Origin of the sequence: Micromonospora sp. NPDC047738 (assembly GCF_040642675.1) — a bacterium.
Classification (GTDB): domain Bacteria; phylum Actinomycetota; class Actinomycetes; order Mycobacteriales; family Micromonosporaceae; genus Micromonospora.
Genome location: NZ_JBEYSO010000008.1, coordinates 107,476 through 129,801, shown reverse-complemented (window position 1 = coordinate 129,801; position 22,326 = coordinate 107,476). Strand labels below are relative to the sequence as shown.

Below are 22,326 nucleotides of genomic sequence, written 5' to 3'. Positions count from 1 at the left end.
CAGGACAGCGGAGGACATGCCGAAAAAAGACGGAGCCATCGAGATCGAGGGTCGGGTCATCGAGCCCCTGCCGAACGCCATGTTCCGCGTGGAGCTCGCGAACGGCCACAAGGTGCTGGCTCACATCAGCGGCAAGATGCGGCAGCACTACATCCGCATCCTGCCGGAGGACCGGGTCGTCGTCGAACTCTCGCCGTACGACCTGACCCGCGGGCGCATCGTCTACCGCTACAAGTAAGCCTGACGACGGCCGGGAAGTCCCCGTGTCCGTCTTCGACGTCCGGCGTCGCGCACCGTCGCGTCTCCGGGCCAGATGGGAAGTAAGGCAACCGTGAAGGTCAAGCCGAGCGTCAAGAGGATCTGCAACAAGTGCCGGGTGATCCGCCGGCACGGCCGGGTCATGGTCATCTGCCAGGACCCGCGCCACAAGCAGCGCCAGGGCTGAGCCGTTCCCGCCGACCGTGACGAGCGGCGGCGGAACAGGCCCGGGCGGCAGATCCCGACAAACACATCACCAGCTCGTCCCAGCCGCGAGCGGTACGCAGCGCGTACCCCCTCGTGGTGGACCCCCGGTCGGAGGCCGGGGCCCGCTCGGGCAGCGACCGATCCCGGTCGCCGGCGCGTGACGCCGGAAGGACAGGGACGGTCGGTAGCGGGGTGGGACGGGTCCACACCTCCGCCACAACATCACGAGGAGTACGCCCGCACATGGCACGTCTAGTCGGCGTGGACCTCCCCCGCGAGAAGCGGATGGAGATCGCGCTCACCTACATCTTCGGGGTCGGCCGTACCCGCGCCCTGGAGACGCTCGCCGCCACCGGCATCTCGCCGGACAAGCGCGCTCGGGACCTCACGGATGAGGAGCTGGTCCAGCTCCGTAATCACATCGAGGGCAACTACAAGGTTGAAGGTGACCTGCGCCGCGAGGTCGCCGCTGACATCCGCCGCAAGGTCGAGATCGGCTGCTACGAGGGCATCCGGCACCGCCGGGGCCTGCCCGTGCGTGGCCAGCGGACCAAGACCAACGCGCGGACCCGGAAGGGCCCGAAGCGGACCGTCGCCGGCAAGAAGAAGCCCGGCAAGAAGTAACTAGGAGCGCACAGACTTATGCCACCGAAGGCTCGTGCCGGAGCCGCCGTCAAGAAGGTCCGGCGCAAGGAACGCAAGAACGTCGCCCACGGGCAGGCGCACATCAAGAGCACCTTCAACAACACCATCGTGTCCATCACGGACCCGACCGGTGCGGTCATCTCCTGGGCTTCCGCGGGCCAGGTCGGCTTCAAGGGCTCGCGCAAGTCGACCCCGTTCGCCGCGCAGCTGGCCGCCGAGGCCGCCGCGCGTCGGGCCATGGAGCACGGCATGCGCAAGGTCGACGTGTTCGTCAAGGGCCCCGGCTCCGGCCGGGAGACCGCCATCCGCTCGCTGCAGGCCGTGGGCCTCGAGGTCGGTCAGATCTCCGACGTCACCCCGCAGCCGCACAACGGATGCCGTCCGCCGAAGCGTCGCCGGGTCTGAGAGGTTAGAGAGAGATGGCTCGTTACACCGGTGCTGACTGCCGCCGTTGCCGGCGGGAGAAGATGAAGCTGTTCCTCAAGGGCAGCAAGTGCGATGGTCCGAAGTGCCCGTTCGAGTCCCGGCCGTTCCCGCCCGGGCAGCACGGCCGCGGCCGCACCAAGGAGACGGAGTACCTGCTCCAGCTCCGTGAGAAGCAGAAGGCCCGCCGGGTCTACGGCGTGCTGGAGAAGCAGTTCCGCGGCTACTACGAGGAGGCCGTGGGCAAGCAGGCCAAGACCGGTGAGGTCCTCCTGCAGATCCTCGAGTCGCGGCTGGACAACGTGGTCTACCGGGCCGGCTACGCCAAGTCCCGGGACATGGCCCGTCAGCTGGTCAAGCACGGTCACTTCACGGTGAACGGCAAGAAGGTCGACATCCCGTCGTTCCGGGTCAAGGAGCACGACATCATCGAGGTGCGTGCGAAGAGCAAGGAGCTCACCCCGTTCCTGGTGGCGCAGGGTGAGGCCGGCTCGCGGACCGTCCCGGCGTGGCTGGAGGCCATCCCGAGCCAGCTGAAGATCCTCGTGCACTCGCTCCCGGCCCGCCAGGTGATCGACACCCAGGTCCAGGAGCAGCTGATCGTCGAGCTCTACTCGAAGTAAGAGCTCGTTGCGGTGGCCCGCCCCCTCGGGGGGCGGGCCACCGGAACAGTTTGTGTCGTGGGCGTCATATGGCGGGCGCCCCGGAAGAGAAGAGAAAAGATGCTCATCAGCCAGCGACCGACCCTCTCCGAGGAGTCGATCAACGAGACCCGGTCCCGGTTCACCATCGAGCCGCTGGAGCCGGGCTTCGGCTACACCCTGGGCAACTCGCTGCGGCGTACGCTGCTGTCGTCCATCCCCGGTGCGGCCGTCACCTCGATCAAGATCGACGGCGTGCTGCACGAGTTCACCACGATCCCCGGGGTCAAGGAGGACGTGGTCGAGCTCGTCATGAACATCAAGGAGCTCTGCGTCAGCTCCGAGCACGACGAGCCGGTCAGCATGTACCTGCGCAAGCAGGGCCCGGGCGACGTGACCGCCGGTGACATCCAGCCCCCGGCCGGTGTCTCCGTGCACAACCCGGACCTGAAGCTCGCCACCCTGAACGGCAAGGGCCGGCTCGACATGGAGCTGACCGTCGAGCGGGGCCGGGGCTACGTCACGGCGGCGCAGAACAAGCAGGCGGGCGCGGAGATCGGCCGGATCCCGGTCGACTCGATCTACTCGCCGGTGCTCAAGGTGACCTACCGGGTCGAGGCGACCCGGGTCGAGCAGCGGACTGACTTCGACCGGCTGATCATCGACGTCGAGACCAAGCCGTCGATGGGCCCGCGTACCGCGCTGGCCTCGGCCGGTTCGACGCTGGTGGAGCTGTTCGGGCTGGCCCGGGAGCTGGACGAGACCGCTGAGGGCATCGACATCGGGCCGTCCCCGCAGGACGCCCAGCTGGCGGCCGACCTGGCTCTGCCGATCGAGGAGCTGGACCTCACCGTCCGCTCCTACAACTGCCTCAAGCGCGAGGGCATCAACTCCGTTGGTGAGCTGATCGGGCGTACCGAGGCGGACCTCCTCGACATCCGGAACTTCGGTCAGAAGTCGATCGACGAGGTCAAGATGAAGCTCGCCGGGATGGGCCTGGGGCTGAAGGACTCCGCCCCGAACTTCGACCCGGCGCACGTCGTGGACGCCTTCGGCGAAGCCGACTACGACACCGACGACTACCGCGAGACCGAGCAGCTCTAAGTCCGGCTGCCGCCACATCTGAGGAGCACCAACAATGCCCACGCCCACCAAGGGCCCCCGCCTCGGCGGCAGCCCCGCGCACGAGCGGCTGATGCTGGCCAACCTGGCCACCTCGCTGTTCCAGCACGGCAAGATCCAGACCACCGAGACGAAGGCCCGGCGGCTGCGTCCGCTGGCCGAGCAGCTGATCACCAAGGCCAAGCGGGGCGACCTCGCCTCGCGTCGGCGGGTGCTGGCCGTCGTCAAGGACAAGGACGTGGTCTACACCCTGTTCGACCAGATCGCGCCCCGGTACGCCAACCGCAACGGTGGCTACACCCGGATCGTGAAGACCGGCCCGCGCAAGGGTGACGCCGCTCCGATGGCGATCATCGAGCTGGTGGAGGAGCTTCAGGTCGCCGAGCCGAAGGCGAACAAGAAGACCGCCGCCCGCAAGGCCGCGCAGCAGGACAAGGTCGAGGCCCTGGCCCCGGCCGAGGAGACCCCGGCGTCGGCCCCGGCCGACCAGGACTCCGAGCCGCCGGTGCACGTCTCCGGTGACACCGCTGCCGCCCGCGAGGACAGCGACGAGGCCAACGAGAACAAGGCCTGAGCAGAGGCAGCATCGTCGGGCCCGGCATCCCTTCGTGGGGTGCCGGGCCCGACGCCGTCAACGGGAGGTACGAGGTGGACGAGCGGACCCGGCTGCGGCTGGACGTCTCGTACGACGGCACCGGCTTCTCCGGCTGGGCCGCCCAGCCCACCCGGCGCACCGTCGCCGGGGTGCTGGTCGAGACGCTGGACCTGATCCTCGGCGCGGGCACCGCGACCGGGTTGACCGTGGCCGGCCGCACCGACGCCGGCGTGCACGCCACCGGGCAGGTCTGCCACCTCGACCTGCCGACCGCCGGGTGGCGGCAGCACGAGGGGGGCCTGCTGCGCCGCCTGGCCCGGCTGCTCCCGCCCGACGTGCGGGTACGCGCCATGACCGAGGTTCCGGCCGACTTCGACGCCCGCTTCTCGGCCACCTTCCGCCGCTACGAGTACCGCGTCACCGACGCTCCGTGGGGTGCCGAGCCGTTGCGCCGCACCGACACCCTCGCCTGGCCGAAGGCGCTGGACCTGGCGGCGCTGAACGCCGCCGCCGCCGGCCTGGTGGGGGAGCACGACTTCGCCGCGTACTGCCGGCGCAAGGAGAACGCCACCACGCTGCGCGAGGTGACCCGGCTGGACTGGCGGCGCGACCCGGACGGGATCCTGGTCGCCACGGTGCAGGCCGACGCGTTCTGCCAGGCGATGGTGCGTAGCCTGGTCGGCGCCATGCTGGTCGCCGGGGACGGTCGCCGGCCGGTGGAGTGGCCGGCCAGCCTGCTGAGCCGGCGAGAACGGTCCAGCGAGGTGACCGTGGCCCCGGCGCACGGGCTGACCCTGGTCGCCGTCGGCTATCCGGACGACCCCGCCGAGTACGCCCGCCGCGCCGATCTCACCCGCCGGCTCCGGGTCCCGGTCGCCGAGGGCTGACGTCCTTCCGGCGCCGGGCCGCCGGTCAGTTGTTGCGGGGACTCCGCTGGTCGGTCGCGTTCTGGCCGGCGCTGTCGTCGGTCTGCGGCTGGGTGGGCTGGCTGGCCACCCCGCCGTTCGCCCGGCGCTCCAGCACGCCGCGGTTCAGGTGGACCTCGATCAGGTCGTACAGGATGTCGCGCGCGTTGGCGTCGGTGGAGCTGATCCGCTGCCCGTCCGCGCGGGTGACCAGGCAGTAGGCGAGGTAGTGCCCGCGTACCTGCCAGCCCACCCGGGCGGCGGCCTTCGCCACGGCTTCGGTGCTGTTGTCGACCGACATGCCCTGCAGCCGGCCCTGCCGTTCGTCGAGCAGCTGCCGCATCCGGTCCCGGGCCCGCTGGGCGCTGGCCACGTCGGTCAGGTTGAACAGGCCGGCGGTGATCAGGTAGTCCCCGTCAGGGGAGCGGAGGGTCGCCCGGACCACCTGGTTGCAGCCGAGGCGGACGAGCAGGTCGGCGATCTCACCGGTCGCCGCGACCGCGCAGCTGCCGCTGGACTGCGACTTGAGCACCTGGTAGGCCGGCTGGCCGCTGGCTACCACGAGCTGCCGGCCCGGGAAGACCTCCTTGGCGGTGAGCGCCGACTGGTCGGTGTCCCGGGAGTCCAGGTCCTTCCCGTCGGCCGCGGCCGACTGCTCCACCACGGGCTGCCCGGTCTGCTGGCCGGCCTGCGGGTTGCCGGTCCGCTCCTGCAGCAGGGCGGCGACGGCCAGGCCGCAGAGCGCGAGCAGCACCAGCACGGCGGCGCCGCCGATCAGCACCTGCCAGGTCCGGCCGCCGCCGCGCCTGCGGATGGGCCTGGCGGGCTCGGCCAGGTCCAGCTCGTCGGCCGGGTGGGTGACGGGGGGCTCCGCGGCCGGCGCGGATGGGCGGCCCGGGGTGGTGGACACCGGCGGCGCTGCCTCCCGATGCGGTGCGGCGGTGGACGTCGGCGGCGGCGTCGGCCCGGTGGCCCGGGTGGCGACCGGAGCGGTCGCCTGCCGGGCCGCCGCCGGGGCCGGGGCCGGGGTGACGTCGACGGGCGGTCGGGTGCGCCGCACCGGCGGGGGCAGCGACGGAGTGGGGAAGCGGGACGGCGAGGGGCCCGCGGGTGAAGGTGCCGCGGGTACGGACGGCTCCGACCCGGGCCTCGGGTACTCCAGGAAGCCGTCCTCATCGGACTCGTACCGATACACCATGTGCGTTACCCTAGGACCCATTGTCCCTTTCGGGGGTAATATCGGGAAAATCAAGCGAAGTGGTGTCGCATCTACTTCGCCCACACCGTCGGCGGTGCCGTCCGGGGCCGGTGCGACAATGCCGGACGTGACCGGCGACCACTACTTCACCGCTGAACCCACGAGCGCCGCCCAGCCGCGCGAGGTCCAGTTCTCCGTCGCCGGGCGCGACTACACCCTCGCCTCGGCCGGCGGGGTCTTCTCCGCCGACCGGCTCGACCCCGGCACTGCCGTCCTGTTGCGCAAGGCGGAGCTGCCCACCGCCGCCACCACCGGCCCGCTGCTCGACGTCGGCTGCGGGTTCGGGCCGATCACCTGCGTACTCGCCACCAGCGCGCCGGCCGCCACCGTCTGGGCGGTCGACGTCAACCAGCGCGCGCGTGAGCTCACCGCCGCCAACGCCGCCCGGGTCGGGGCCGCCGATCGGGTCCGGGTCGCCGCGCCGGACGGGGTACCAGCCGACGTCTCCTTCGCCCAGATCTGGTCCAACCCTCCGATCCACATCGGCAAGTCGGAGCTGCACGGGCTGCTGCTGCGCTGGCTGCCCCGGCTCGCCCCGGACGGGGTGGCGTGGCTGGTGGTCGCCCGGCACCTCGGCGGCGACTCGCTGCACCGCTGGCTCGTCGAGCAGGGCTGGCAGGTCGAGCGGCACGCCAGCCAGAAGGGCTACCGGGTGCTGCGGGTCACCCGATAATCGAGTGTCGCCCGTGCCGTCCCCTCGGGCAGGATGCCCGCGTGGGATACGTGGACGTGGCAGGGGTCGGGCACTTCCTCCCGGACGGCCGGGAGCTCTTCGCCGAGGTGTCGTTCCGGGTCGGTGAGGGCGCCAAGGTGGCCCTCGTCGGGCCCAACGGCGCCGGCAAGACCACCCTGCTCCGGATGGTCGCCGGCGACCTGCCGGTGAAGACCGGCGCGATCGCCCGCTCCGGCGGTCTCGGCGTGATGCGGCAGTTCATCGGCATGATCGGTGACGACTCGGCGCTCGCCGACCTGGCCCTCGCGCTCGCCCCGCCGGCGTTGCGCGACGCCGGCCGCCGGCTCGCCGAGACCGAGGCGGCCATGCGGGCGGCCGAGGTCCGCGGCAAGTACAGCACCGCCGCCGGCAAGGCCCAGCTCGCGTACGCGGACGCGCTCGCGGCCTGGGGTGAGGTCGGCGGGTACGACGCCGAGGTGCTCTTCGACACCGTCACCACCATCGTCCTCGACCTGCCGTGGGATGCCGCCCGGGACCGCCCGGTGCGGACCCTCTCCGGCGGCCAGCAGAAGCGCTTCGCCCTCGAACTGCTGCTCCGGGGCACCGACGAGGTGCTCCTCCTCGACGAGCCGGACAACTTCCTCGACGTGCCGGGCAAGCGGTGGCTGGAGGCACGGCTGCGCGAGTCCGGCAAGTCGGTGCTCTACGTCTCGCACGACCGGGAGCTGCTGGCGCAGACCGCCGACCGGGTGGTCGCCGTCGAAGGTGGCAGCGCCTGGGTGCACCCGGGCAGCTTCGCGAGCTGGCACGAGGCGCGGGTGGCCCGGCACGCCCGCCTCGACGAGCTGCGCAAGCGCTGGGACGAGGAACACCAGAAGCTGCGCGAGCTGGTGCTGATGTACAAGCAGAAGGCCGCGTACAACTCCGACATGGCCTCGCGTTACCAGTCGGCGCAGACCCGGTTGCGCAAGTTCGAGGAGGCCGGGCCGCCGCCCGTACCCCCGAAGGACCAGGACATCCGGATGCGGCTGACCGGCGGGCGGACCGGCAAGCGGGCCGTGGTCTGCGAGCAGCTCGAGCTCGACGGCCTGACCTACCCCTTCGACCTGGAGCTCTGGTACGGCGACCGGGTCGCCGTGCTGGGCGCGAACGGGACGGGCAAGTCGCATTTCCTCCGCCTGCTGGCCCGCGGCGGGAGCGACCCGGACCCGGCCAACGCGCCGGTCGACGGCGCGGCCGCGCTCGCCCCCGTCGCCCACGGCGGGGTGGTACGACTCGGCGCCCGGGTCCGGCCCGGGCACTTCTCGCAGACCCACGACCGGCCGGAGCTGCTGGAGAAGACGCTGGTCGACATCCTCTGGCGGGGCGACGAGCACCGGGCCGGGATGGACCGGCACGCGGCGATGGCGGCGCTGTCCCGGTATGAGCTGGCCGGGCAGGGCGACCAGCGTTTCGGCACCCTCTCCGGTGGCCAGCAGGCCCGCTTCCTGGTGCTGCTGCTGGAGCTCTCCGGGGCCACCCTGCTGCTGCTCGACGAGCCGACCGACAACCTCGACCTGGCCTCCGCCGAGGCGCTCGAAGCGGGGTTGGCCGCGTTCGAGGGGACGGTGATCGCGGTGACCCACGACCGGTGGTTCACCCGCTCCTTCGACCGGTTCGTGCTGTTCCGCGGCGACGGCGAGGTGGTGGAGACCCCCGAGCCGGTCTGGGACGTCGGCTGACCGGGCCGTGCCTTCGCCCCGGGTCCGCCGCGAGTTCGGCGCGGCGGACCCGGGTGAGCGCCGCTGTGGAGCTGATGTCGTGACCGACTCACCGGGTCGTCCCCGACCTCGGGGCTCGACCAGTTGCGTTCCCCGCCCGGGCATAGGGTGGATCTCGTGAGTGAGATGACGTACCGCCGGCTGGGCGACTCCGGGCTCGTGGTGTCCGTGGTCGGCATCGGCTGCAACAACTTCGGCCGCAAGCTCGACCTCGACGGCACCCGGGCGGTGGTCGAGGCCGCCCTCGACGCCGGGATCAACTTCTTCGACACCGCCGACATCTACGGCGAGCCGCAGGGCAGCTCCGAGGAGCTGCTCGGGCAGGCGCTCAAGGGCCACCGCGACGACGTGGTGGTCGCCACCAAGTTCGGCATGGACATGCACGGCCTGAACGGGCCGGACTTCGGTGCCCGGGGTGCCCGCCGCTACATCGCCCGCGCGGTCGAGGCGTCGCTGCGCCGGCTCGGCACCGACCACATCGACCTGTACCAGATGCACGAACCCGACCCGGACACCCCGATCGACGAGACACTTGCTGCCCTGGACGACCTGGTCCGTGCCGGCAAGGTCCGCTACCTCGGCAACTCGAACTTCGCCGGCTGGCAGATCGCCGACGCCGACTGGACCGCGTCGTCGCAGGGCCGCACCCGCTTCATCTCCGCGCAGAACCACTACAGTCTGCTGGAGCGGAGCGTCGAGGCCGAGGTCATCCCGGCCTGCGAGCGGTTCGGCCTGGGCATGCTGCCGTTCTTCCCGCTGGCCAACGGCCTGCTCACCGGCAAGTACCACCGGGGCGAGGCGCCGCCCGCCGGCAGCCGGCTCTCCGGCGGCGGCCGGTACGCCGAGCGGCTGGCCGCGGCGGACTGGGACACCATCGAGGCGATCGAGGCGTACGCGGCGAAGCGTCGGATCTCGATGCTTCAGGTGGCCATCGGTGGACTCGCCGCCCGCCCGGCGGTGACCTCGGTGATCGCCGGTGCCACCACGCCCGAGCAGGTACGCGCCAACGCCGAGGCGGGTGCCTGGCAGCCCACCGACGAGGACCTGGCCGCCCTCGACGCCATCCTCTGACCCGGCTTTCCGCTGCCCCGGCGCCGTCCCACGGCACCGGGGCAGCGTGCTGTCCGCTCCGGCCTGCTGGCGGCACCCGTGGCGGCGGTGGGTGGGAAAAGTGCCACCCGGCCTTGGCGTGCCCGCGGCGGACGTCGTACGGTAGGCCACAAGTGACCCACGGGAGCCCGGTGCACCGGGCTGAGAGGGGGGCTGCAGCCCCCGACCGTCGAACCTGATCCGGGTAATGCCGGCGCAGGGAGGAGTGTTGCCGTGCCGTCCCTGGGACGTCTGCATCTGATCACCGACACCCGGCCGGGCCGGGATCCGCTCGCCGTGCTGCGCGCCGCCCTGCCGGTGGCCCGCGCCGAACTGGTCGTCCAGGTCCGGGTGGCGGACGGCGCCACCGACCGGGAGGCGTACGAACTGGCCGCCCGGGTGGTCGCGCTGTGCCGGCTGCACGGGGCGACCTGCCTGGTCAACGACCGGCTGCACGTGGCGCTCGCGGTGGACGCGGCCGGTGGCCACGTCGGCGCGGACGACCTGCCCGTGGCAGCCGCCCGCCACGTGCTCGGCTCCACCGCCGTGCTCGGCGCCACCGCTCGGGAACCGGGGGCCGCCGTCGCGGCGGTCGCCGCCGGAGCCAGCTACCTGGGCGTGGGCCCCTGCCACGCCACCGCCACCAAGCCAGGGCTGCCCGACCCGATCGGCCCCCAGGGGGTACGCGCGGTCGCCGGGGCGGTGGACGTACCGGTGATCGCGATCGGCGGGGTGACCGCCGCGCGGGTGCCGGCGCTGCGGGCCGCCGGGGCGTACGGGGTGGCGGTGGTCGGGGCGCTGTCCGAGGCCGCCGACCCGGCCCGGACCACCGCCGAACTGCTCGGGGCACTGGCGTGCTGACCCGGCCGGACGTCGCCATCGTGGGGGCGGGACCGGTCGGGCTGGCGATCGCGTGGCGGTGCGCGCAGCGCGGGCTGCGGGTGGTCGTCCACGATCCGGCACCGGGCTCCGGGGCGTCGCACGTGGCGGCCGGGATGCTGTCGCCGGTGGCCGAGGCGTACTTCGGCGAGCACGAGCTGACCAGGCTGCTCGCCGACTCCGCCGCCCGCTGGCCGGCCTTCGCCGCCGAGCTGACCGAGGACGCCGGCACCGACGTCGGGTACCGCACCGACGGCACGCTGGTGGTCGGGTTGACCGCCGACGACCTGGCCGAGGCGCGCTGGCTCTGGTCGTACCAGCAGGGGTTGGAGCTGCCGATCACGCCGCTGCGTCCCTCCGCGCTGCGGGACCGCGAGCCGGCGCTGGCCCCCCGGGTGCGCGGCGGCGCGGTCGCCCCCGGCGACCATCAGGTCGACCCGCGCCGGCTGGTGGCGGCGCTGCGCGCGGCGGCCGAGCTGGCCGGCGTCGCGCTCCGCCCCGCCCCGGTCGCCCGGCTCTCCGACGTGGACGCCCGGTTCACCGTGGTCGCCGCCGGGTGCGGCGCGGCGGCGCTCACCGGGCTGCCGGTCCGGCCGGTGAAGGGGCAGGTGCTCCGGCTCCGCGCGCCCGGTGGCGGCGCGCCGGGCTTCCGGCACGTGATCCGGGGGTACGCCGACGGCGAGTCGATCTATCTGGTGCCCCGGGACAGCGGCGAGGTGGTGATCGGGGCGACCGTCGAGGAGCGCACCGACACCGAGGTGACCGCCGGGGCGGTGCTCCGGCTGCTCCGCGCCGCCGTCGACCTGGTTCCCGAGCTGGCCGAGTACGACCTGGTCGAGGCGTCCGCCGGGCTGCGCCCCGGTACGCCGGACAACGCGCCGATCATCGGGCCGCTGCCCGGCCGGCCGGGCGTGCTCGTCGCCACCGGCCATCACCGGCACGGCATCGTGCTCACCCCGGTCACCGCCGACCTGATCACCGAGCTGATCGTCACCGGCGAGCCGGACCCGCTGCTCGCCCCGTTCATCCCGGACCGGTTCGTACCCGAGGAGGAGCCCAGATGGAACTGATCGTCAACGGCGCCGGGCGGAGCGTGCCCGGCGGAGCGACTGTCGCCGACGTGGTCCGGGAGGTCACCGACCAGCGGCGCGGCCTGGCGGTCGCGGTCAACGGCGAGGTGGTGCCGCGCGGCGGCTGGTCGGCGACCGCCCTGCACGACGGCGACCGGGTCGAGGTGCTCAGCGCCGCCCAGGGCGGGTGAGCGCCATGGCCCTTGAGATCGGCGGGACCGCGTTCGGCTCCCGGCTCATCCTCGGTACCGGCGGGGCGGCCAACCTGCACGTGCTGGAGCAGGCGATCCGCGCCTCCGGCACCGAGCTGGTCACCGTGGCGCTCCGCCGGGTCGACACCGCACCGGGCAGCGGCGGCGGCCTGCTCGACCTGCTCGACCGGTGCGGCGTACGGGTGTTGCCGAACACGGCCGGCTGCCACACCGCGTCGGAGGCGGTGAAGGTGGCCCAGCTGGCCCGGGAGGCGTTCGACACCGACTGGGTGAAGCTGGAGGTGATCGGCGACGAACGCACGCTGCTGCCCGACGGGGTGGAGCTGCTGCGCGCCGCCGAGGAGCTGGTGGCGGACGGGTTCACCGTGCTGCCCTACACCTCGGACGACCCGGTCCTGGCCCGGCGGCTGGCCGACGTGGGCTGCGCGGCGGTGATGCCGGCCGGCGCGCCGATCGGCTCCGGCCTGGGCGTGAGCAACCCGCACCACATCCGGCTGATCCGGCAGAGCGTCGACGTGCCGGTGATCCTCGACGCCGGCATCGGCACCGCCTCGGACGCCGCGCTCGCCATGGAACTGGGCTGCGACGCGGTGCTGCTGGCCAGCGCGGTCACCCGGGCCGCCGACCCGGTGGCGATGGCCACCGCCATGCGGTACGCGGTGGAAGCCGGGCGGCTCGCGTGCGGGGCGGGCCGGATCGCCCGCCGCTTCCACGCCCTCGCCTCCACCCCCGACGAGGGAAGGCCGGACCTGTGACCGCACCGTCCGGCCTGGTGGTGCTGACGGACCGGCGGGTGGCGCGGAAGCCGCTGCCCGAGGTGATCGCAGCGGCCGTGGGCGGGGGAGTGCGCTGGGTGGTGCTACGGGAGCAGGACCTGCCCCGCGCCGAGCGGGCCGCCCTCGCCGGCGAGCTGCGGGCGATCCTCGCCGAGGCGGGCGGCACCCTGGTCGTCGCCGGCTCCGACCCGCTCGACGGCGACGCCATCCACCTCCCCGCCGCCGGCCCGTATCCACCGCCGGTCGTCGGCCTCGTCGGCCGCTCCTGCCACGACGAGGCGGAGCTGCGCCGACTCACCACAGAGGACTACGTGACGCTGTCGCCGGTCTGGGCGACCAGAACCAAGCCGGGCTACGGCCCACCCCTGCTCCCGGGGCGACTCGCCGACCTGATTGAGCTCAGCCCGGTGCCGGCCCTGGCCCTCGGCGGCATCGAGACGCCCGAGCAGGTCACCGCGTGCCTCGAGGCGGGCGCCGTCGGGGTGGCGGTGCTGGGTGGCGTCATGCGCGCCGAGGATCCCGGCGTGGCGGCCGCCACGCTGACCGAGAGCTTCCACGAGGCGGTCACCCGGCCGACCGAGAACTATCGCGAGACAGTCACCCCCGTGCCGCAGAGCTGGCACGCCCCGACGGAGGTCTCCACGACGGGGCTGCGGCCGACCGTGCCCACGGAGGGATCAAGCCTGACCGCCCGGAGTGGGCACGGTCGGCCGCAGCCCTCAACAGCAACCACCCTGGGGGAGACGTGACACCGCGGACAGTCCTCACCATCGCCGGATCAGACTCCGGCGCCGGCGCGGGCATCCAGGCCGACCTCAAGGTCTTCGCCGCCCTCGGCGCGTACGGCACCAGCGTGATCACCGCGATCACCGCGCAGAACACCGGGGGCGTCGACGCCGTCCTGCCGCTGCCCCCGCAGACCGTCCGGGACCAGCTCGACAGCGTGCTCGGGGACTTCGCCGTGCGCGCGGTGAAGACCGGCATGCTCGGCACCCCGGCGGTCGCCGATGCGATCGCCGAGGCGGCGGAGGCGGGGCGACTGCCCCGGCTCGTCGTCGATCCGGTGCTGGTCGCCACCAGTGGACACCCGCTCGGGGTGGTGGAGGCGGTGCAGCGGCTGCTGCCGTACGCCGAGGTGGCGACACCGAACTGCGCGGAGGCCGCGGCCCTCACCGGACGCCCGGTGACCACGGTCGAGGAGATGGTCACGGCGGCCGAGGCCCTCGCGGCCGCCGGCCCGGCGCACGTGGTGGTGACCGGCGGCGACGTGGACGCCGCGGGTGAGTCGGTGGACGTGCTGGTCGGCGGCGGGGCGACCAGGCTGCTGCGGGGGCCCCGGGTGCCCACCCGGCACACCCACGGCACCGGCTGCTCGTTCTCGGCGGCGATCGCCGTCCGGCGGGCGGCCGGCGATCCGGTCCCGGTCGCGGTCACCGCCGCCAAGGAGTACGTCGCCCGCGCGCTGGCCGGCGCGCGGGACTGGGAACTGGGCGCGGGGTCCGGCCCGCTGGACCACTTCGGCTGGTCCGCTTGAGCCGACAGGAGGCTGCCATGCTGGCACGACCCAAGGTCTACGTCGAGGAGGGGCGCAGGCCTGGGCCGACGCGCTGTCCCGAGCCCGGTTCGAGTTCCGCTGGGAGGACCAGTTCAACCTCGCGCTCGATCCGGAGACAGCGCGGTCATACCACGACGCGACGCTCCCCGCCGAGCCGGCGAAGACCGCGCACTTCTGCTCGATGTGCGGGCCGAAGTTCTGCTCCATGAAGATCACCCAGGAACTGGCGGACTACGCGGCGCGCGGCATGCAGGACAAGTCCGCCGAGTTCCGTTCGGCCGGTTCCCGGGTCTACCTGCCGCTGGCCTGAGCGCCCCCGGTCCGGACCCGCCAGGTGGCCGGCCCGGACCGGAGGGTCAGTCGCGGTGGTGGCGGCCGCCGCGTAGCGTAGGGATGTCCTGCCCGTCGTCCGAGGCGAGTCCGGCGACCCAGTCGACGTACTCCTCGTCCTGCGCCAGCGACTCGGACTCGCGGCCCACGTCACCCGGCGTGCCCTTGGCCCGGTTACGCCGGAACAGGCCACGGAGCTTCGACCGTCCGTCACCCGGCTCCCCGCCCTCCTCGCCTGCGGTCGGGGATCCGGTGGTGTCGGCGTGCCGGCCGCCGGCCTGCGGGGCGTTCGGCAGGACGGGGGTCGCCTGCCGGGCGTTGGCGAAGGCGTCCCACCGGGCGTCCCGGCCCAGGTCCGGCAGGGCCCGGTGGCGGGGACGCGGCATCGGCTCGATCCGGGTTGCCCCGGTCGGCGCCTCCGTCCGGTCCGGAGTGCCCGTCGTGCTGCCGGTGGCACCGGTCGGGTCGCCGCCGCCGCTGCCCGGCCCGGCACCGTCCCGTGGGCCGACCGGTTGGCTGGGCGGGACTGCCACCGGGCCGGTCGGCAGGGCTTCGTCCGGCCGATCCGTCACGTCCTCGAAGATCGGGAAGCGCGGGCGCGGCGACGCCGGTGCGTCGGCCGGCCCGGGCAGGCCGGTCGCCGCAGGCTCGTCGTCGGAGAAGAAGTAACTCCGGGTCCGGCGTCCACCCTCGTTGGTCTGGGGATCCGCCGTGGCGTCGGCCGGCTCGGCACCGAACAGCGGCGTCCGGCCGCCGGGCAGCTGGTCGACGTCGCCGGCCGCCCGGGGGGCCGGCGGCGCCGCCGGAGACGCCGAGCGCGCCGGTACGTCGACCGCCGGCGCAGCCGGGTGCGGGTCGGCCGGGGGCACCTCCGGCGTCGCCCGGGCGTGCGGCGCCTCGATCGGGGCCGGCTGGGCCGGGTCCGCCTCGATCCGGGGCGCGCGGTCCGGGGCCGCCTCGGGCGAGGCCGTCCGGGCTGGCCTCCGGTGGGCCCGGGTCGCTTGGGCCGGCTTCGCCTCGGTGGGGGTCGCCGCGCCGGGCGTGCCTTCGGCCGGTTTCGCCTCCGTCGAGGCCGCCGCGGCGGGCGTGCCTTCGGTCGGCTTCGCCTCGGTGGAGGCCGCCGAGCTGGGTGCCGCCTCGGCTGGGGTCGCCCCGGTCGACGGGGCCGGGACGGGGCTCGCCGCGCCGGCCGGGGACGTTGCGGTTGCCGGGCCGGTACGGGTCTTGCGTCCGCGCCTGGATCGGCTGCCCGGGCGGGTGCTCGTCGAGCCCGGATCGCCGGCACCGGCCGCCTCCTCCGCCGCCGAGGGGTTCGCCGGCGCGGCTGCGGCCGGCTCCTGCCCGACCTGGACCGGCGCGGCGGCGTCCACGGCAGGCGAACCCGTTCGCGGGCCCGTTTGGGCGTCGGCCAGCCTGCCGCTGACCGCTTCGGCTGGGACCGCCTTGGCCGCGGCCGGCGCCGGTGGCGGTTGCCGGCGGGACCGGCGGCCGGCAGTCGGTCGCGCGGCGGGTGCGGGGGTCGCCGAGTCGTCTCCGTCCGCCCGCGCCGGCGCCTCGTGGTCGGGCCGGCCGCCGCCCGGTGGAACGGTGGGCGACGTCGTGGCTGCCTCCCCGAGTGGCGTGCTGTGGTCCGGCTGCGGCTCGGCCGGCGTTTCGGCCCGCGGCGACGGCGCCGCGCCCGCGAGCGCCGCGACGTCCGGCGACGGCACCCGCTCCGGAAGCGTCGCCGGGGCCGGGGCCGGGGCCGGGGCCGGGGTCTGGGCTGGGGCTGGGGCTGGGGCGGCGGCGGTCGACTCGTGCGGCTTGACCGCCTGGTCCGGTGCCGGGCGGCCGGCGGCGAGCACGTCGATGGCGGCGGTGCGCCGCCGCGGGGGCAGCAGCCCGGGCACCGGCAGAGTCTGCGTCAGGTCGTCGGCGTCCCGCACAGCCCCGGGCACATCACTGCCGGCGTCGCCGGCCGGGCTCGGCGAAGCCTCCGGCTCCGGCCCGGCAGCGGCGGCCCCGGCGAGGGAACCCGGCTCGTCAGCGGAGCTGCGCTCGTCGGCGCCACTCCGGCCGGCCGGGGTGGCGGGCTCAACGGAGGCGGCGTGGTCGGCGGCAACGGTGTGGTGGCCAACGCCGGCGCGGTCGGCGGAGGTGCTGGAGCCCTCGATCTCGATGGGCCCGGCCGGGGCCGGGCGGTCCTCGAACGCGGTGTGCTCGGCAGAAACCGTGCGGTCGTCCGGGCCGGTGCGGTCGGGGGTCGTCCGGTCGGCCCGGAGCCGGTGGGCCGGCCGGGGCGACGGCGTGAGAGCGGAGGCCCGCGGCCAGTCCCAGTGGGCGGGCGTGGGGGCGCCGGCACTCCGGGGGGTCGGCTCCCGTCCGGCCTCGCGAAGGCTCGACTGGACGGCCGTACCTTCGGCAGCCGCCAGGGAGTCGGTGGCCGGCTCCGCAGCGAAGCCCGGGTCGCCGGGACCGGCGGGCGACGACGGCAGGGGCTGGAGGATGTCGGTCGGCTCGATCGCGGTGGTTTCGGTCTCCGCGACCGGCCGGCGCAGCACCGTCGTGGCGGCCGAGCCGAGCGCGCCGGCGGCCACCGCGACCAGCGCCCCGTAGTAGGGGGCGAGCTGGTAGTGGTCGGTCGCGACGCCGGGGCCGGCGGTTAGGTACGCGAAGGCCAGCAGGACCGGGCCGGCCGCCCCGGCCGCCCCGCCGACGAGCGGGGAGTGCCCGCGCCGGCGGGCCAGCGCCCCGACCGCCGCGCCGGCCAGCAGGGCCACCGTGGGCATGATCAGCGCGGCCAGGCGTTGCGCCGGCGCGGGGTCCAGCCAGGACGGTTCGAGGACCCCCAGGCGTACGCTGAGCAGCGGCCCGGTCGAGGCCACCGACGGCGCGGCGGAGACCAGCGCGAGCAGCCAGACGGCCCCCGCGGAAAGCGCGATGTTCCAGCCCAGCGGCGGCTTGAGCAGGACGGCGATCGCGGCGCCCGCCCCGACCACCGCGCCGAGGATCGCGCAGATGCCGACCGCCCACACCGGCTCGATGGTGCCGCCGAGTTCGGCCGCGCGGGCCGGCTGCATGCACAGTGGTGCGACGACGATCGCGCCCAGGGCGGCGGCACCGGCGACGGCGAGCTGTTCGCTGGTGCCGCCGGGCAGCCCGTCCCGCCGGGCGAACCGTTCGGTGAGGACGGCGCCGGTCACCGCGGCGATCGCCGCGAACCAGGCGACCCAGACGAGCTGGGCCGGCCACCGGTTGACCGAGCCGTCGATGAACGCGCCGTTGAGGCGTACGACGCCGAACCCGTATGCGATGCCGAGCTGGCCGGCCCCGGCCAGCAAGCTCACCACGAGCGCCGTGAGCAGCAGCCTGCCCCACGTCCGAAAGGCCATGTCCGGCACGTTACGGGCAGGTGGGGTCGATCGCCACTTACCACTCTGGGTGCGGCGCGCTGGTGTCGGGGTGGTTACTTCAGCTCGACGAGGCGGGCCAGGTAGGTGGTGTCGCCGACGTTGGTCAGCATGTGCACGGCGCCGGGGTCGCGATAGACCACCCCGCCGGTCGGCTCGTCGGCATCGATGGTGGTGCCGTCGATGGTCTGCACCACGTTCTTCGCGCCCTGGATCGCGACCACCAGGTACGGGTGGTCGTGCCGGTGCAGCGGCTGCCGCTCGCCCGGCTCCAGGCGGATGTGCCAGACCCGCACCTTGTCGTTCTCGAAGACGATCTCCTGGCCCACGGGGCCGAGTTCGAGGTCGGCGGAGAGGTCGGTCATCGGGTTCCGTCCAGTTGGGGGAGCACCTCGGCGGCGATGAGCTCCAGGTGGTCGAGGTCGTCGAAGTCGATCAGGCGCAGGTGCACCCGGGTGGCGCCGACGGCGGCGAACTCGCCGAGCCGGTCGACGAGTTGGGCGGGGGAGCCGATCACCGGATCCTCCGGGGGGAGGGCGCTCTTGACGTGCAGCGGCGCCGCCCGGCGCTGCGCCTGCGCGTCGGTACGGCCGATGGCCACCACCACCCCGGCGGAGAGCACCAGCGGCGACCGCCCCGACTCGGCGCGCCCGGTCCGGTCGCACGCCTCGCGTACCCGGTCGTATGCGGCGGCCGTCTCGGCGACGGACTTGAACGGCAGGTTGAACTCGTCGGCGTACCGGGCGGCCAGCTCCGGGGTGCGCTTGGGGCCGCGCCCACCGACGATCACCGGCGGGCCGGGCCGCTGCACCGGCTTGGGCAGCGCGGGCGCGTCGAGGAGCTGGTAGTGCTGGCCGGCGAAGCTGAACGTCTCGCCCGCCGGGGTACGCCACAGCCCGGTGATGATCTCCAGCTGCTCGGCCAGCCGGTCGAACCGCTCCGCGACCGGGGGGAACGGGATGCCGTACGCGGTGTGCTCCCGCTCGTACCAGCCCGCGCCGAGGCCCAGCTCGACCCGGCCGCCGCTCATCTGGTCGACCTGGGCGACCAGCACGGCCAGCGGCCCGGGCAGCCGGAAGGTGGCCGAGCTGACCAGCGTGCCGAGCCGGATCCGGGAGGTCTCCCGGGCCAGCGCGGCCAGCGTCAGCCAGGCGTCCGTGGGGCCGGGCAGGCCCGGGTCGTCGCCCATCGACCGGTAGTGGTCGGCCCGGAAGAAGCCCTCGAAACCGGTCTCCTCCACCCGCCGGGCGAAGCGGATCTGGTCGTCGTAGCTGGCTCCGCGGTGCGGCTCGGTGAACACCGACACCCGCATGGTCACTGCCGGGCCGTCCCGGCCGGCTCCGGCTGCGCGGGCGCGTCCCGCTCCATCAGCAGCTCGTGCAGGTCGGCGCTGATCCGGGCCACGTCGGCCAGGTGCGCGTGCCGGCCGAGGGTGCGCGGCCGGGGGACGTCCACCTCGACCACCTTGCGGATCCGGCCGGGGCGCGGGCTGAGCACGACCACCCGATCGGCGAGCAGCACCGCCTCGTCGATGGAGTGGGTGACGAAGACGATGGTCGCCTTCGTCTCCATGTGCACCCGCTGGAGTTCGCCGGAGAGTTCCTCCCGGGTGAGCGCGTCGAGCGCCGAGAAGGGCTCGTCCATGAGCATCACGCGCGGTTCGCCGATCAGCGACCGGCACAGCGAGACCCGCTGCTGCATGCCGCCGGAGAGTTCGTGCGGCAGGCGCTTCTCGAAACCGCCGAGCCCGGCCATCGCCAGCAGCTCGCGGGCCCGGTCCCGGTGCTTCGTCCGGCTCCAGCCGAAGATCTCCACCGGCAGCAGGACGTTGTCCAGCACCGAACGCCAGGGCAGCAGCGCGGGCCGCTGGAACAGCATGGCGATGTCCCGGCGGGGCTTGGTGATGGGCGTCCCGGCCACGGTGATCTCGCCCGCGGTGGCCGGGAGCAGGCCGGCGATCATGCGGAGCAGTGTCGACTTGCCGCAACCGGAGCGGCCGAGGATGGCGACGAACTCGCCTTCCGCGACGTCGAGGTCGATGCCGCGCAGGGCTTCGACCCGTCCCGAGCGGCCGTCGAAGGTGCGGGACACCCCGGACAGTCGGATCATCTCCCGCCGGCTCCCTTCCACGTCGCGAACGTGAGCCGGGCAAGCGTAGCGGGATCGACTTCGCGTAGCACCGTCCGGGGTAGACGGCAGTCCGCTTTCCGTCAGGCAACTTCGTTTCCGTTCCGCAACCCGGACGCCCGACTGAGGTCAACCAGCTTCTCGTACGCTGTTGCGCGCGAATAGTCCCCTCACGACGGACCGGTCGGCTGTCCCCTCCGGCCGGCACCGTCGAACCACGACCCGCCCAGGCAGATATGGCCTGGTCGGAAAGGACATGGTGCATAAATGAGAAGGCTGACCCGTACGGTCGCCGCCGCCGCGCTGGCCACCGCCCTCGCCCTCGTCGCCGGCTGCAGCGGCGACTCGGACAAGTCCGCGGACACCAAGAACGCGGCCAGCGGCACCCTGCAGAAGGTGACCTACCTCACCTCGTTCGGCAACTTCGGGCGTGACTCGTACGCCTGGGTGGCGAAGGAGAAGGGCTTCTTCAAGGAGGCCGGCTTCGACGTGGACATCAAGCCCGGCCAGGGCACCGGCCAGGTCATCCAGACCATCACCGGCGGCCAGGCCGACTTCGGCCCGATCGACCTGACCGGCGGCATCCTCCAGATGGGCAACGGCGAGGCCAAGGACTTCGTCGCGGTGGCGGCGATCCAGCAGCGCACCATGGCCGCCATCGTCTCGGTCGAGGGCAAGAACATCGCCACGCCGAAGGACCTGGAGGGCAAGCGGCTCGCCGACACCAAGTTCTCCGTCGTGTACAACCTCTTCCCGACGTACGCCAAGCTGGCCGGGATCGACGCCAGCAAGGTGACCTGGGTCAACAATGACGCGCAGGCGCTGATCGGCATGCTGGGCTCCGGCTCGGTCGACGGCATCGGGCAGTTCGTCGTCGGCCAGCCGACCGTCGCGGCGGTGACCAAGAAGACGCCGGTCGTGCTGCCGTACAGCAACGTCATGCAGGACCTCTACGGCAACGCGCTGATCACCTCGGCGAAGATCGCCAAGGAGAAGCCGGAGATGGTCAAGAAGTTCACCGCGGCGCTGCTCAAGGGCCTCGAGTACGCCCTCGCCAACCCGCAGGAGGCGGCGGACATCCTGAAGAGGAACGTGGACGCCACCAACCCGGCCGCGGCCAAGGCCGAGCTTGAGCTGATGGCCGCGTACGTCCGGTCCAGCAACTCCGGCACCGCGATCGGCACCCTGGACAGTGGCCGGGTGGCCAAGTCCATCGCGCTGCTCCAGGGCGCGGGCGCGCTCAAGCAGAACATGACCCCCGACCAGATCATCGACTTCAACCTCGCGCCGAAGGCCTGACCGGGCCAGCTCGGACTACGGGGGTGCGCCTCGCCGGGGTTCCGGCGAGGCGCACCCCCTTCGCGTGCCGGTCGGCTGACCGGCCGAGAGAGGAGGACACCTTGACGCAGTTGACGGAGGCAGGGCCGGGGGCGCCAGCGCAGACCCCGCCCGTCCCGCGCCGGTCGGCCGTACGCCCGACCATGGTGCTGCTGCCCGCGCTCGGGCTGGTGATCACGCTGGCCGCCTGGTGGCTGGTCACCTCGCTGCACCTGATCCACCAGGCGGTGCTTCCCCCGCCGCAGTCGGTGTGGCGCTCGCTGACCGGGTCGGCGCACGTGCTGCTGCCGGCGCTGGGGATCACCACCTGGATGACCCTGCTCGGCTTTCTGCTCTCGTCGGCCGTCGGGGTATTGATCGGCATGGCCCTGGCCGCCTCCCGCCGGGTGGAGCGGATGTTCGCGCCGCTGCTGGTGGCGGTCAACGCGGTGCCGAAGATCGCCTTCGGGCCGCTGCTCGTGGTCGCCGTGGGCTGGGGGGAGAAACCCATCCTGACCATGGTGTTCCTGCTCTGCTTCTTCCCGATCGTGCTGTCCACCGCGACCGGGCTGACCACCACTCCGGCGGACCTCGCCGAGCTGGGCCGGTCGCTCAACGCGTCGTGGTGGCAGGCGTTCCGGAAGGTGCGCTTCCCGGCCGCGCTGCCGCAGATCTTCGTCGGGCTCAAGGTGGCCATGCCGCTCGCCGCGATCGGCGCCGTGATCGGGGAGTTCTACTCGGACCAACCCGGGCTGGGCCAGCAGATCATCCAGTACAACGGCACCGGCGACTACCCGACGGCATGGGCGGCGATCGTGCTGGTGGCGCTGATGAGCATCGTGCTCTACTCCGCCCTCACCCTGCTCGAGCGCCTGGCCCTCCCCTGGGTCAGAGCCACCACCTCCGCCAGGTAACCACCACAAGGCACGCACGCGATTCACAACGCCGACAGTGGACCGGACGCCGACCGTAGACACCCGAGATCAACCAAGCGGGGGCGGACGGCGCGGAACCAGCGACGGTGTGGCCCCAGCGCAACCGGCGGAGGGATCAAGCCTGACCGCCCGGAGCCGGTTGTGCTGGGGCCACACCCAC

General features: G+C 73.6%; 23 protein-coding genes, 2 pseudogenes and 1 riboswitch. Of the genes and pseudogenes, 20 read left to right on the top strand and 5 right to left on the bottom strand.

Annotated elements, in window-relative coordinates; genetic code table 11:
- The first annotated feature begins 16 nt into the window (after window positions 1–16).
- From infA to truA, 8 genes are all read left to right on the top strand, one after another.
- A complete protein-coding gene (infA, locus tag ABZ783_RS15570; RefSeq protein WP_007073013.1) occupies window positions 17–238 on the top strand; it encodes a translation initiation factor IF-1 in 222 nt (73 codons plus the stop codon).
- 93 nt (window positions 239–331) lie between these two features.
- Window positions 332–445, top strand: coding sequence for a 50S ribosomal protein L36 (gene rpmJ / locus ABZ783_RS15565; RefSeq protein WP_073834917.1), 114 nt, complete (start codon window positions 332–334; stop codon window positions 443–445).
- 263 nt (window positions 446–708) lie between these two features.
- The gene (rpsM, locus tag ABZ783_RS15560; protein ID WP_073834916.1) at window positions 709–1,089 is read left to right on the top strand and encodes a 30S ribosomal protein S13; all 381 of its coding nucleotides are present in this window, start codon (window positions 709–711) and stop codon (window positions 1,087–1,089) included.
- Between the two features lie 18 nt (window positions 1,090–1,107).
- Window positions 1,108–1,515 (top strand): 30S ribosomal protein S11, encoded by a 408-nt coding sequence (rpsK, locus tag ABZ783_RS15555; RefSeq protein WP_007073011.1) that lies wholly within the window; start codon window positions 1,108–1,110, stop codon window positions 1,513–1,515.
- Window positions 1,516–1,529: 14 nt separating this feature from the next.
- On the top strand, window positions 1,530–2,156 hold the full coding sequence (rpsD, locus tag ABZ783_RS15550) for a 30S ribosomal protein S4 (RefSeq protein ID WP_357438186.1): 627 nt from the start codon (window positions 1,530–1,532) through the stop codon (window positions 2,154–2,156).
- 99 nt (window positions 2,157–2,255) lie between these two features.
- Entirely contained in the window at window positions 2,256–3,278 is a 1,023-nt protein-coding gene (locus ABZ783_RS15545; RefSeq protein ID WP_013735931.1) for a DNA-directed RNA polymerase subunit alpha, read from the top strand.
- 34 nt (window positions 3,279–3,312) lie between these two features.
- Complete coding sequence (rplQ, locus tag ABZ783_RS15540) at window positions 3,313–3,870, top strand: 50S ribosomal protein L17 (RefSeq protein WP_357438184.1); 558 nt, start codon at window positions 3,313–3,315, stop codon at window positions 3,868–3,870.
- Window positions 3,871–3,944: 74 nt separating this feature from the next.
- Window positions 3,945–4,778: a tRNA pseudouridine(38-40) synthase TruA gene (gene truA, locus ABZ783_RS15535; protein ID WP_357438181.1), complete on the top strand. Its 834-nt coding sequence runs from the start codon at window positions 3,945–3,947 to the stop codon at window positions 4,776–4,778.
- Window positions 4,779–4,803: 25 nt separating this feature from the next.
- On the opposite strand, the gene ABZ783_RS15530 is transcribed toward truA, so the two are convergent.
- On the bottom strand, window positions 4,804–5,994 hold the full coding sequence (locus ABZ783_RS15530) for a hypothetical protein (protein WP_357438179.1): 1,191 nt from the start codon (window positions 5,992–5,994) through the stop codon (window positions 4,804–4,806).
- A gap of 127 nt (window positions 5,995–6,121) precedes the next feature.
- Between ABZ783_RS15530 and ABZ783_RS15525 the strand changes: the two genes are divergently transcribed.
- The 10 genes and pseudogenes from ABZ783_RS15525 to ABZ783_RS15480 form a co-directional block, all read left to right on the top strand.
- Window positions 6,122–6,727 (top strand): methyltransferase, encoded by a 606-nt coding sequence (locus tag ABZ783_RS15525; protein ID WP_357438176.1) that lies wholly within the window; start codon window positions 6,122–6,124, stop codon window positions 6,725–6,727.
- A gap of 41 nt (window positions 6,728–6,768) precedes the next feature.
- The gene (locus ABZ783_RS15520; RefSeq protein WP_357438174.1) at window positions 6,769–8,448 is read left to right on the top strand and encodes an ATP-binding cassette domain-containing protein; all 1,680 of its coding nucleotides are present in this window, start codon (window positions 6,769–6,771) and stop codon (window positions 8,446–8,448) included.
- Between the two features lie 147 nt (window positions 8,449–8,595).
- A complete protein-coding gene (locus ABZ783_RS15515) occupies window positions 8,596–9,558 on the top strand; it encodes an aldo/keto reductase (protein WP_357438171.1) in 963 nt (320 codons plus the stop codon).
- A 150-nt stretch (window positions 9,559–9,708) separates the two neighbouring features.
- A riboswitch (TPP riboswitch) is annotated at window positions 9,709–9,816 on the top strand.
- Window positions 9,811–10,437, top strand: a complete 627-nt coding sequence (gene thiE, locus ABZ783_RS15510) for a thiamine phosphate synthase (protein ID WP_357438168.1) — start codon at window positions 9,811–9,813, stop codon at window positions 10,435–10,437. (Overlaps the previous riboswitch by 6 nt.)
- Entirely contained in the window at window positions 10,431–11,525 is a 1,095-nt protein-coding gene (gene thiO, locus ABZ783_RS15505; RefSeq protein WP_357438165.1) for a glycine oxidase ThiO, read from the top strand. The genes thiE and thiO overlap by 7 nt, the downstream gene beginning before the upstream one ends.
- Window positions 11,516–11,716: a sulfur carrier protein ThiS gene (gene thiS / locus ABZ783_RS15500; protein ID WP_357438162.1), complete on the top strand. Its 201-nt coding sequence runs from the start codon at window positions 11,516–11,518 to the stop codon at window positions 11,714–11,716. Before thiO ends, thiS begins: the two co-directional genes overlap by 10 nt.
- A complete protein-coding gene (locus tag ABZ783_RS15495) occupies window positions 11,713–12,492 on the top strand; it encodes a thiazole synthase (RefSeq protein WP_357438159.1) in 780 nt (259 codons plus the stop codon). Before thiS ends, ABZ783_RS15495 begins: the two co-directional genes overlap by 4 nt.
- Window positions 12,489–13,067: pseudogene (locus ABZ783_RS15490) on the top strand (thiamine phosphate synthase); the annotation flags it as partial. The gene ABZ783_RS15495 and the pseudogene ABZ783_RS15490, both read left to right, overlap by 4 nt.
- A 191-nt stretch (window positions 13,068–13,258) precedes the next feature.
- Window positions 13,259–14,047 carry a bifunctional hydroxymethylpyrimidine kinase/phosphomethylpyrimidine kinase gene (thiD, locus tag ABZ783_RS15485; protein ID WP_357438156.1) on the top strand — a complete coding sequence of 263 codons (789 nt, stop codon included), beginning with the start codon at window positions 13,259–13,261 and terminating at the stop codon, window positions 14,045–14,047.
- Window positions 14,048–14,090: 43 nt separating this feature from the next.
- A pseudogene (locus ABZ783_RS15480) lies at window positions 14,091–14,378 on the top strand (phosphomethylpyrimidine synthase ThiC); the annotation flags it as partial.
- A 46-nt stretch (window positions 14,379–14,424) separates the two neighbouring features.
- Here the strand turns inward: ABZ783_RS15480 and ABZ783_RS15475 are convergent.
- The 4 genes from ABZ783_RS15475 to ABZ783_RS15460 form a co-directional block, all read right to left on the bottom strand.
- Window positions 14,425–17,769, bottom strand: coding sequence for a hypothetical protein (locus ABZ783_RS15475; protein WP_357438153.1), 3,345 nt, complete (start codon window positions 17,767–17,769; stop codon window positions 14,425–14,427).
- A 74-nt stretch (window positions 17,770–17,843) separates the two neighbouring features.
- Window positions 17,844–18,152, bottom strand: coding sequence for a cupin (locus ABZ783_RS15470; protein ID WP_148793507.1), 309 nt, complete (start codon window positions 18,150–18,152; stop codon window positions 17,844–17,846).
- A complete protein-coding gene (locus ABZ783_RS15465) occupies window positions 18,149–19,099 on the bottom strand; it encodes an LLM class F420-dependent oxidoreductase (protein WP_357438521.1) in 951 nt (316 codons plus the stop codon). The genes ABZ783_RS15470 and ABZ783_RS15465 overlap by 4 nt, the downstream gene beginning before the upstream one ends.
- A 2-nt stretch (window positions 19,100–19,101) precedes the next feature.
- The gene (locus tag ABZ783_RS15460; protein WP_357438151.1) at window positions 19,102–19,896 is read right to left on the bottom strand and encodes an ABC transporter ATP-binding protein; all 795 of its coding nucleotides are present in this window, start codon (window positions 19,894–19,896) and stop codon (window positions 19,102–19,104) included.
- Between the two features lie 285 nt (window positions 19,897–20,181).
- On the opposite strand from ABZ783_RS15460, the gene ABZ783_RS15455 reads away from it, so the two are divergent.
- Window positions 20,182–21,213 (top strand): ABC transporter substrate-binding protein, encoded by a 1,032-nt coding sequence (locus tag ABZ783_RS15455; protein WP_357438148.1) that lies wholly within the window; start codon window positions 20,182–20,184, stop codon window positions 21,211–21,213.
- 101 nt (window positions 21,214–21,314) lie between these two features.
- Complete coding sequence (locus tag ABZ783_RS15450) at window positions 21,315–22,145, top strand: ABC transporter permease (protein ID WP_357438145.1); 831 nt, start codon at window positions 21,315–21,317, stop codon at window positions 22,143–22,145.
- Window positions 22,146–22,326: the final 181 nt, after the last annotated feature.

Coding starts and splice junctions, on each gene's coding strand:
- ABZ783_RS15470 (WP_148793507.1), bottom strand. CDS start 18,152: ATGACCGACCTCTCCGCCGACCTCGAACTCGGCCCCGTGGGCCAGGAG.
- ABZ783_RS15465 (WP_357438521.1), bottom strand. CDS start 19,099: ATGCGGGTGTCGGTGTTCACCGAGCCGCACCGCGGAGCCAGCTACGAC.
- infA (WP_007073013.1), top strand. CDS start 17: ATGCCGAAAAAAGACGGAGCCATCGAGATCGAGGGTCGGGTCATCGAG.
- ABZ783_RS15530 (WP_357438179.1), bottom strand. CDS start 5,994: ATGGTGTATCGGTACGAGTCCGATGAGGACGGCTTCCTGGAGTACCCG.
- thiS (WP_357438162.1), top strand. CDS start 11,516: ATGGAACTGATCGTCAACGGCGCCGGGCGGAGCGTGCCCGGCGGAGCG.
- ABZ783_RS15455 (WP_357438148.1), top strand. CDS start 20,182: ATGAGAAGGCTGACCCGTACGGTCGCCGCCGCCGCGCTGGCCACCGCC.
- rpsD (WP_357438186.1), top strand. CDS start 1,530: ATGGCTCGTTACACCGGTGCTGACTGCCGCCGTTGCCGGCGGGAGAAG.
- ABZ783_RS15475 (WP_357438153.1), bottom strand. CDS start 17,769: ATGGCCTTTCGGACGTGGGGCAGGCTGCTGCTCACGGCGCTCGTGGTG.
- ABZ783_RS15460 (WP_357438151.1), bottom strand. CDS start 19,896: ATGATCCGACTGTCCGGGGTGTCCCGCACCTTCGACGGCCGCTCGGGA.
- ABZ783_RS15545 (WP_013735931.1), top strand. CDS start 2,256: ATGCTCATCAGCCAGCGACCGACCCTCTCCGAGGAGTCGATCAACGAG.
- rpsM (WP_073834916.1), top strand. CDS start 709: ATGGCACGTCTAGTCGGCGTGGACCTCCCCCGCGAGAAGCGGATGGAG.
- rplQ (WP_357438184.1), top strand. CDS start 3,313: ATGCCCACGCCCACCAAGGGCCCCCGCCTCGGCGGCAGCCCCGCGCAC.
- rpsK (WP_007073011.1), top strand. CDS start 1,108: ATGCCACCGAAGGCTCGTGCCGGAGCCGCCGTCAAGAAGGTCCGGCGC.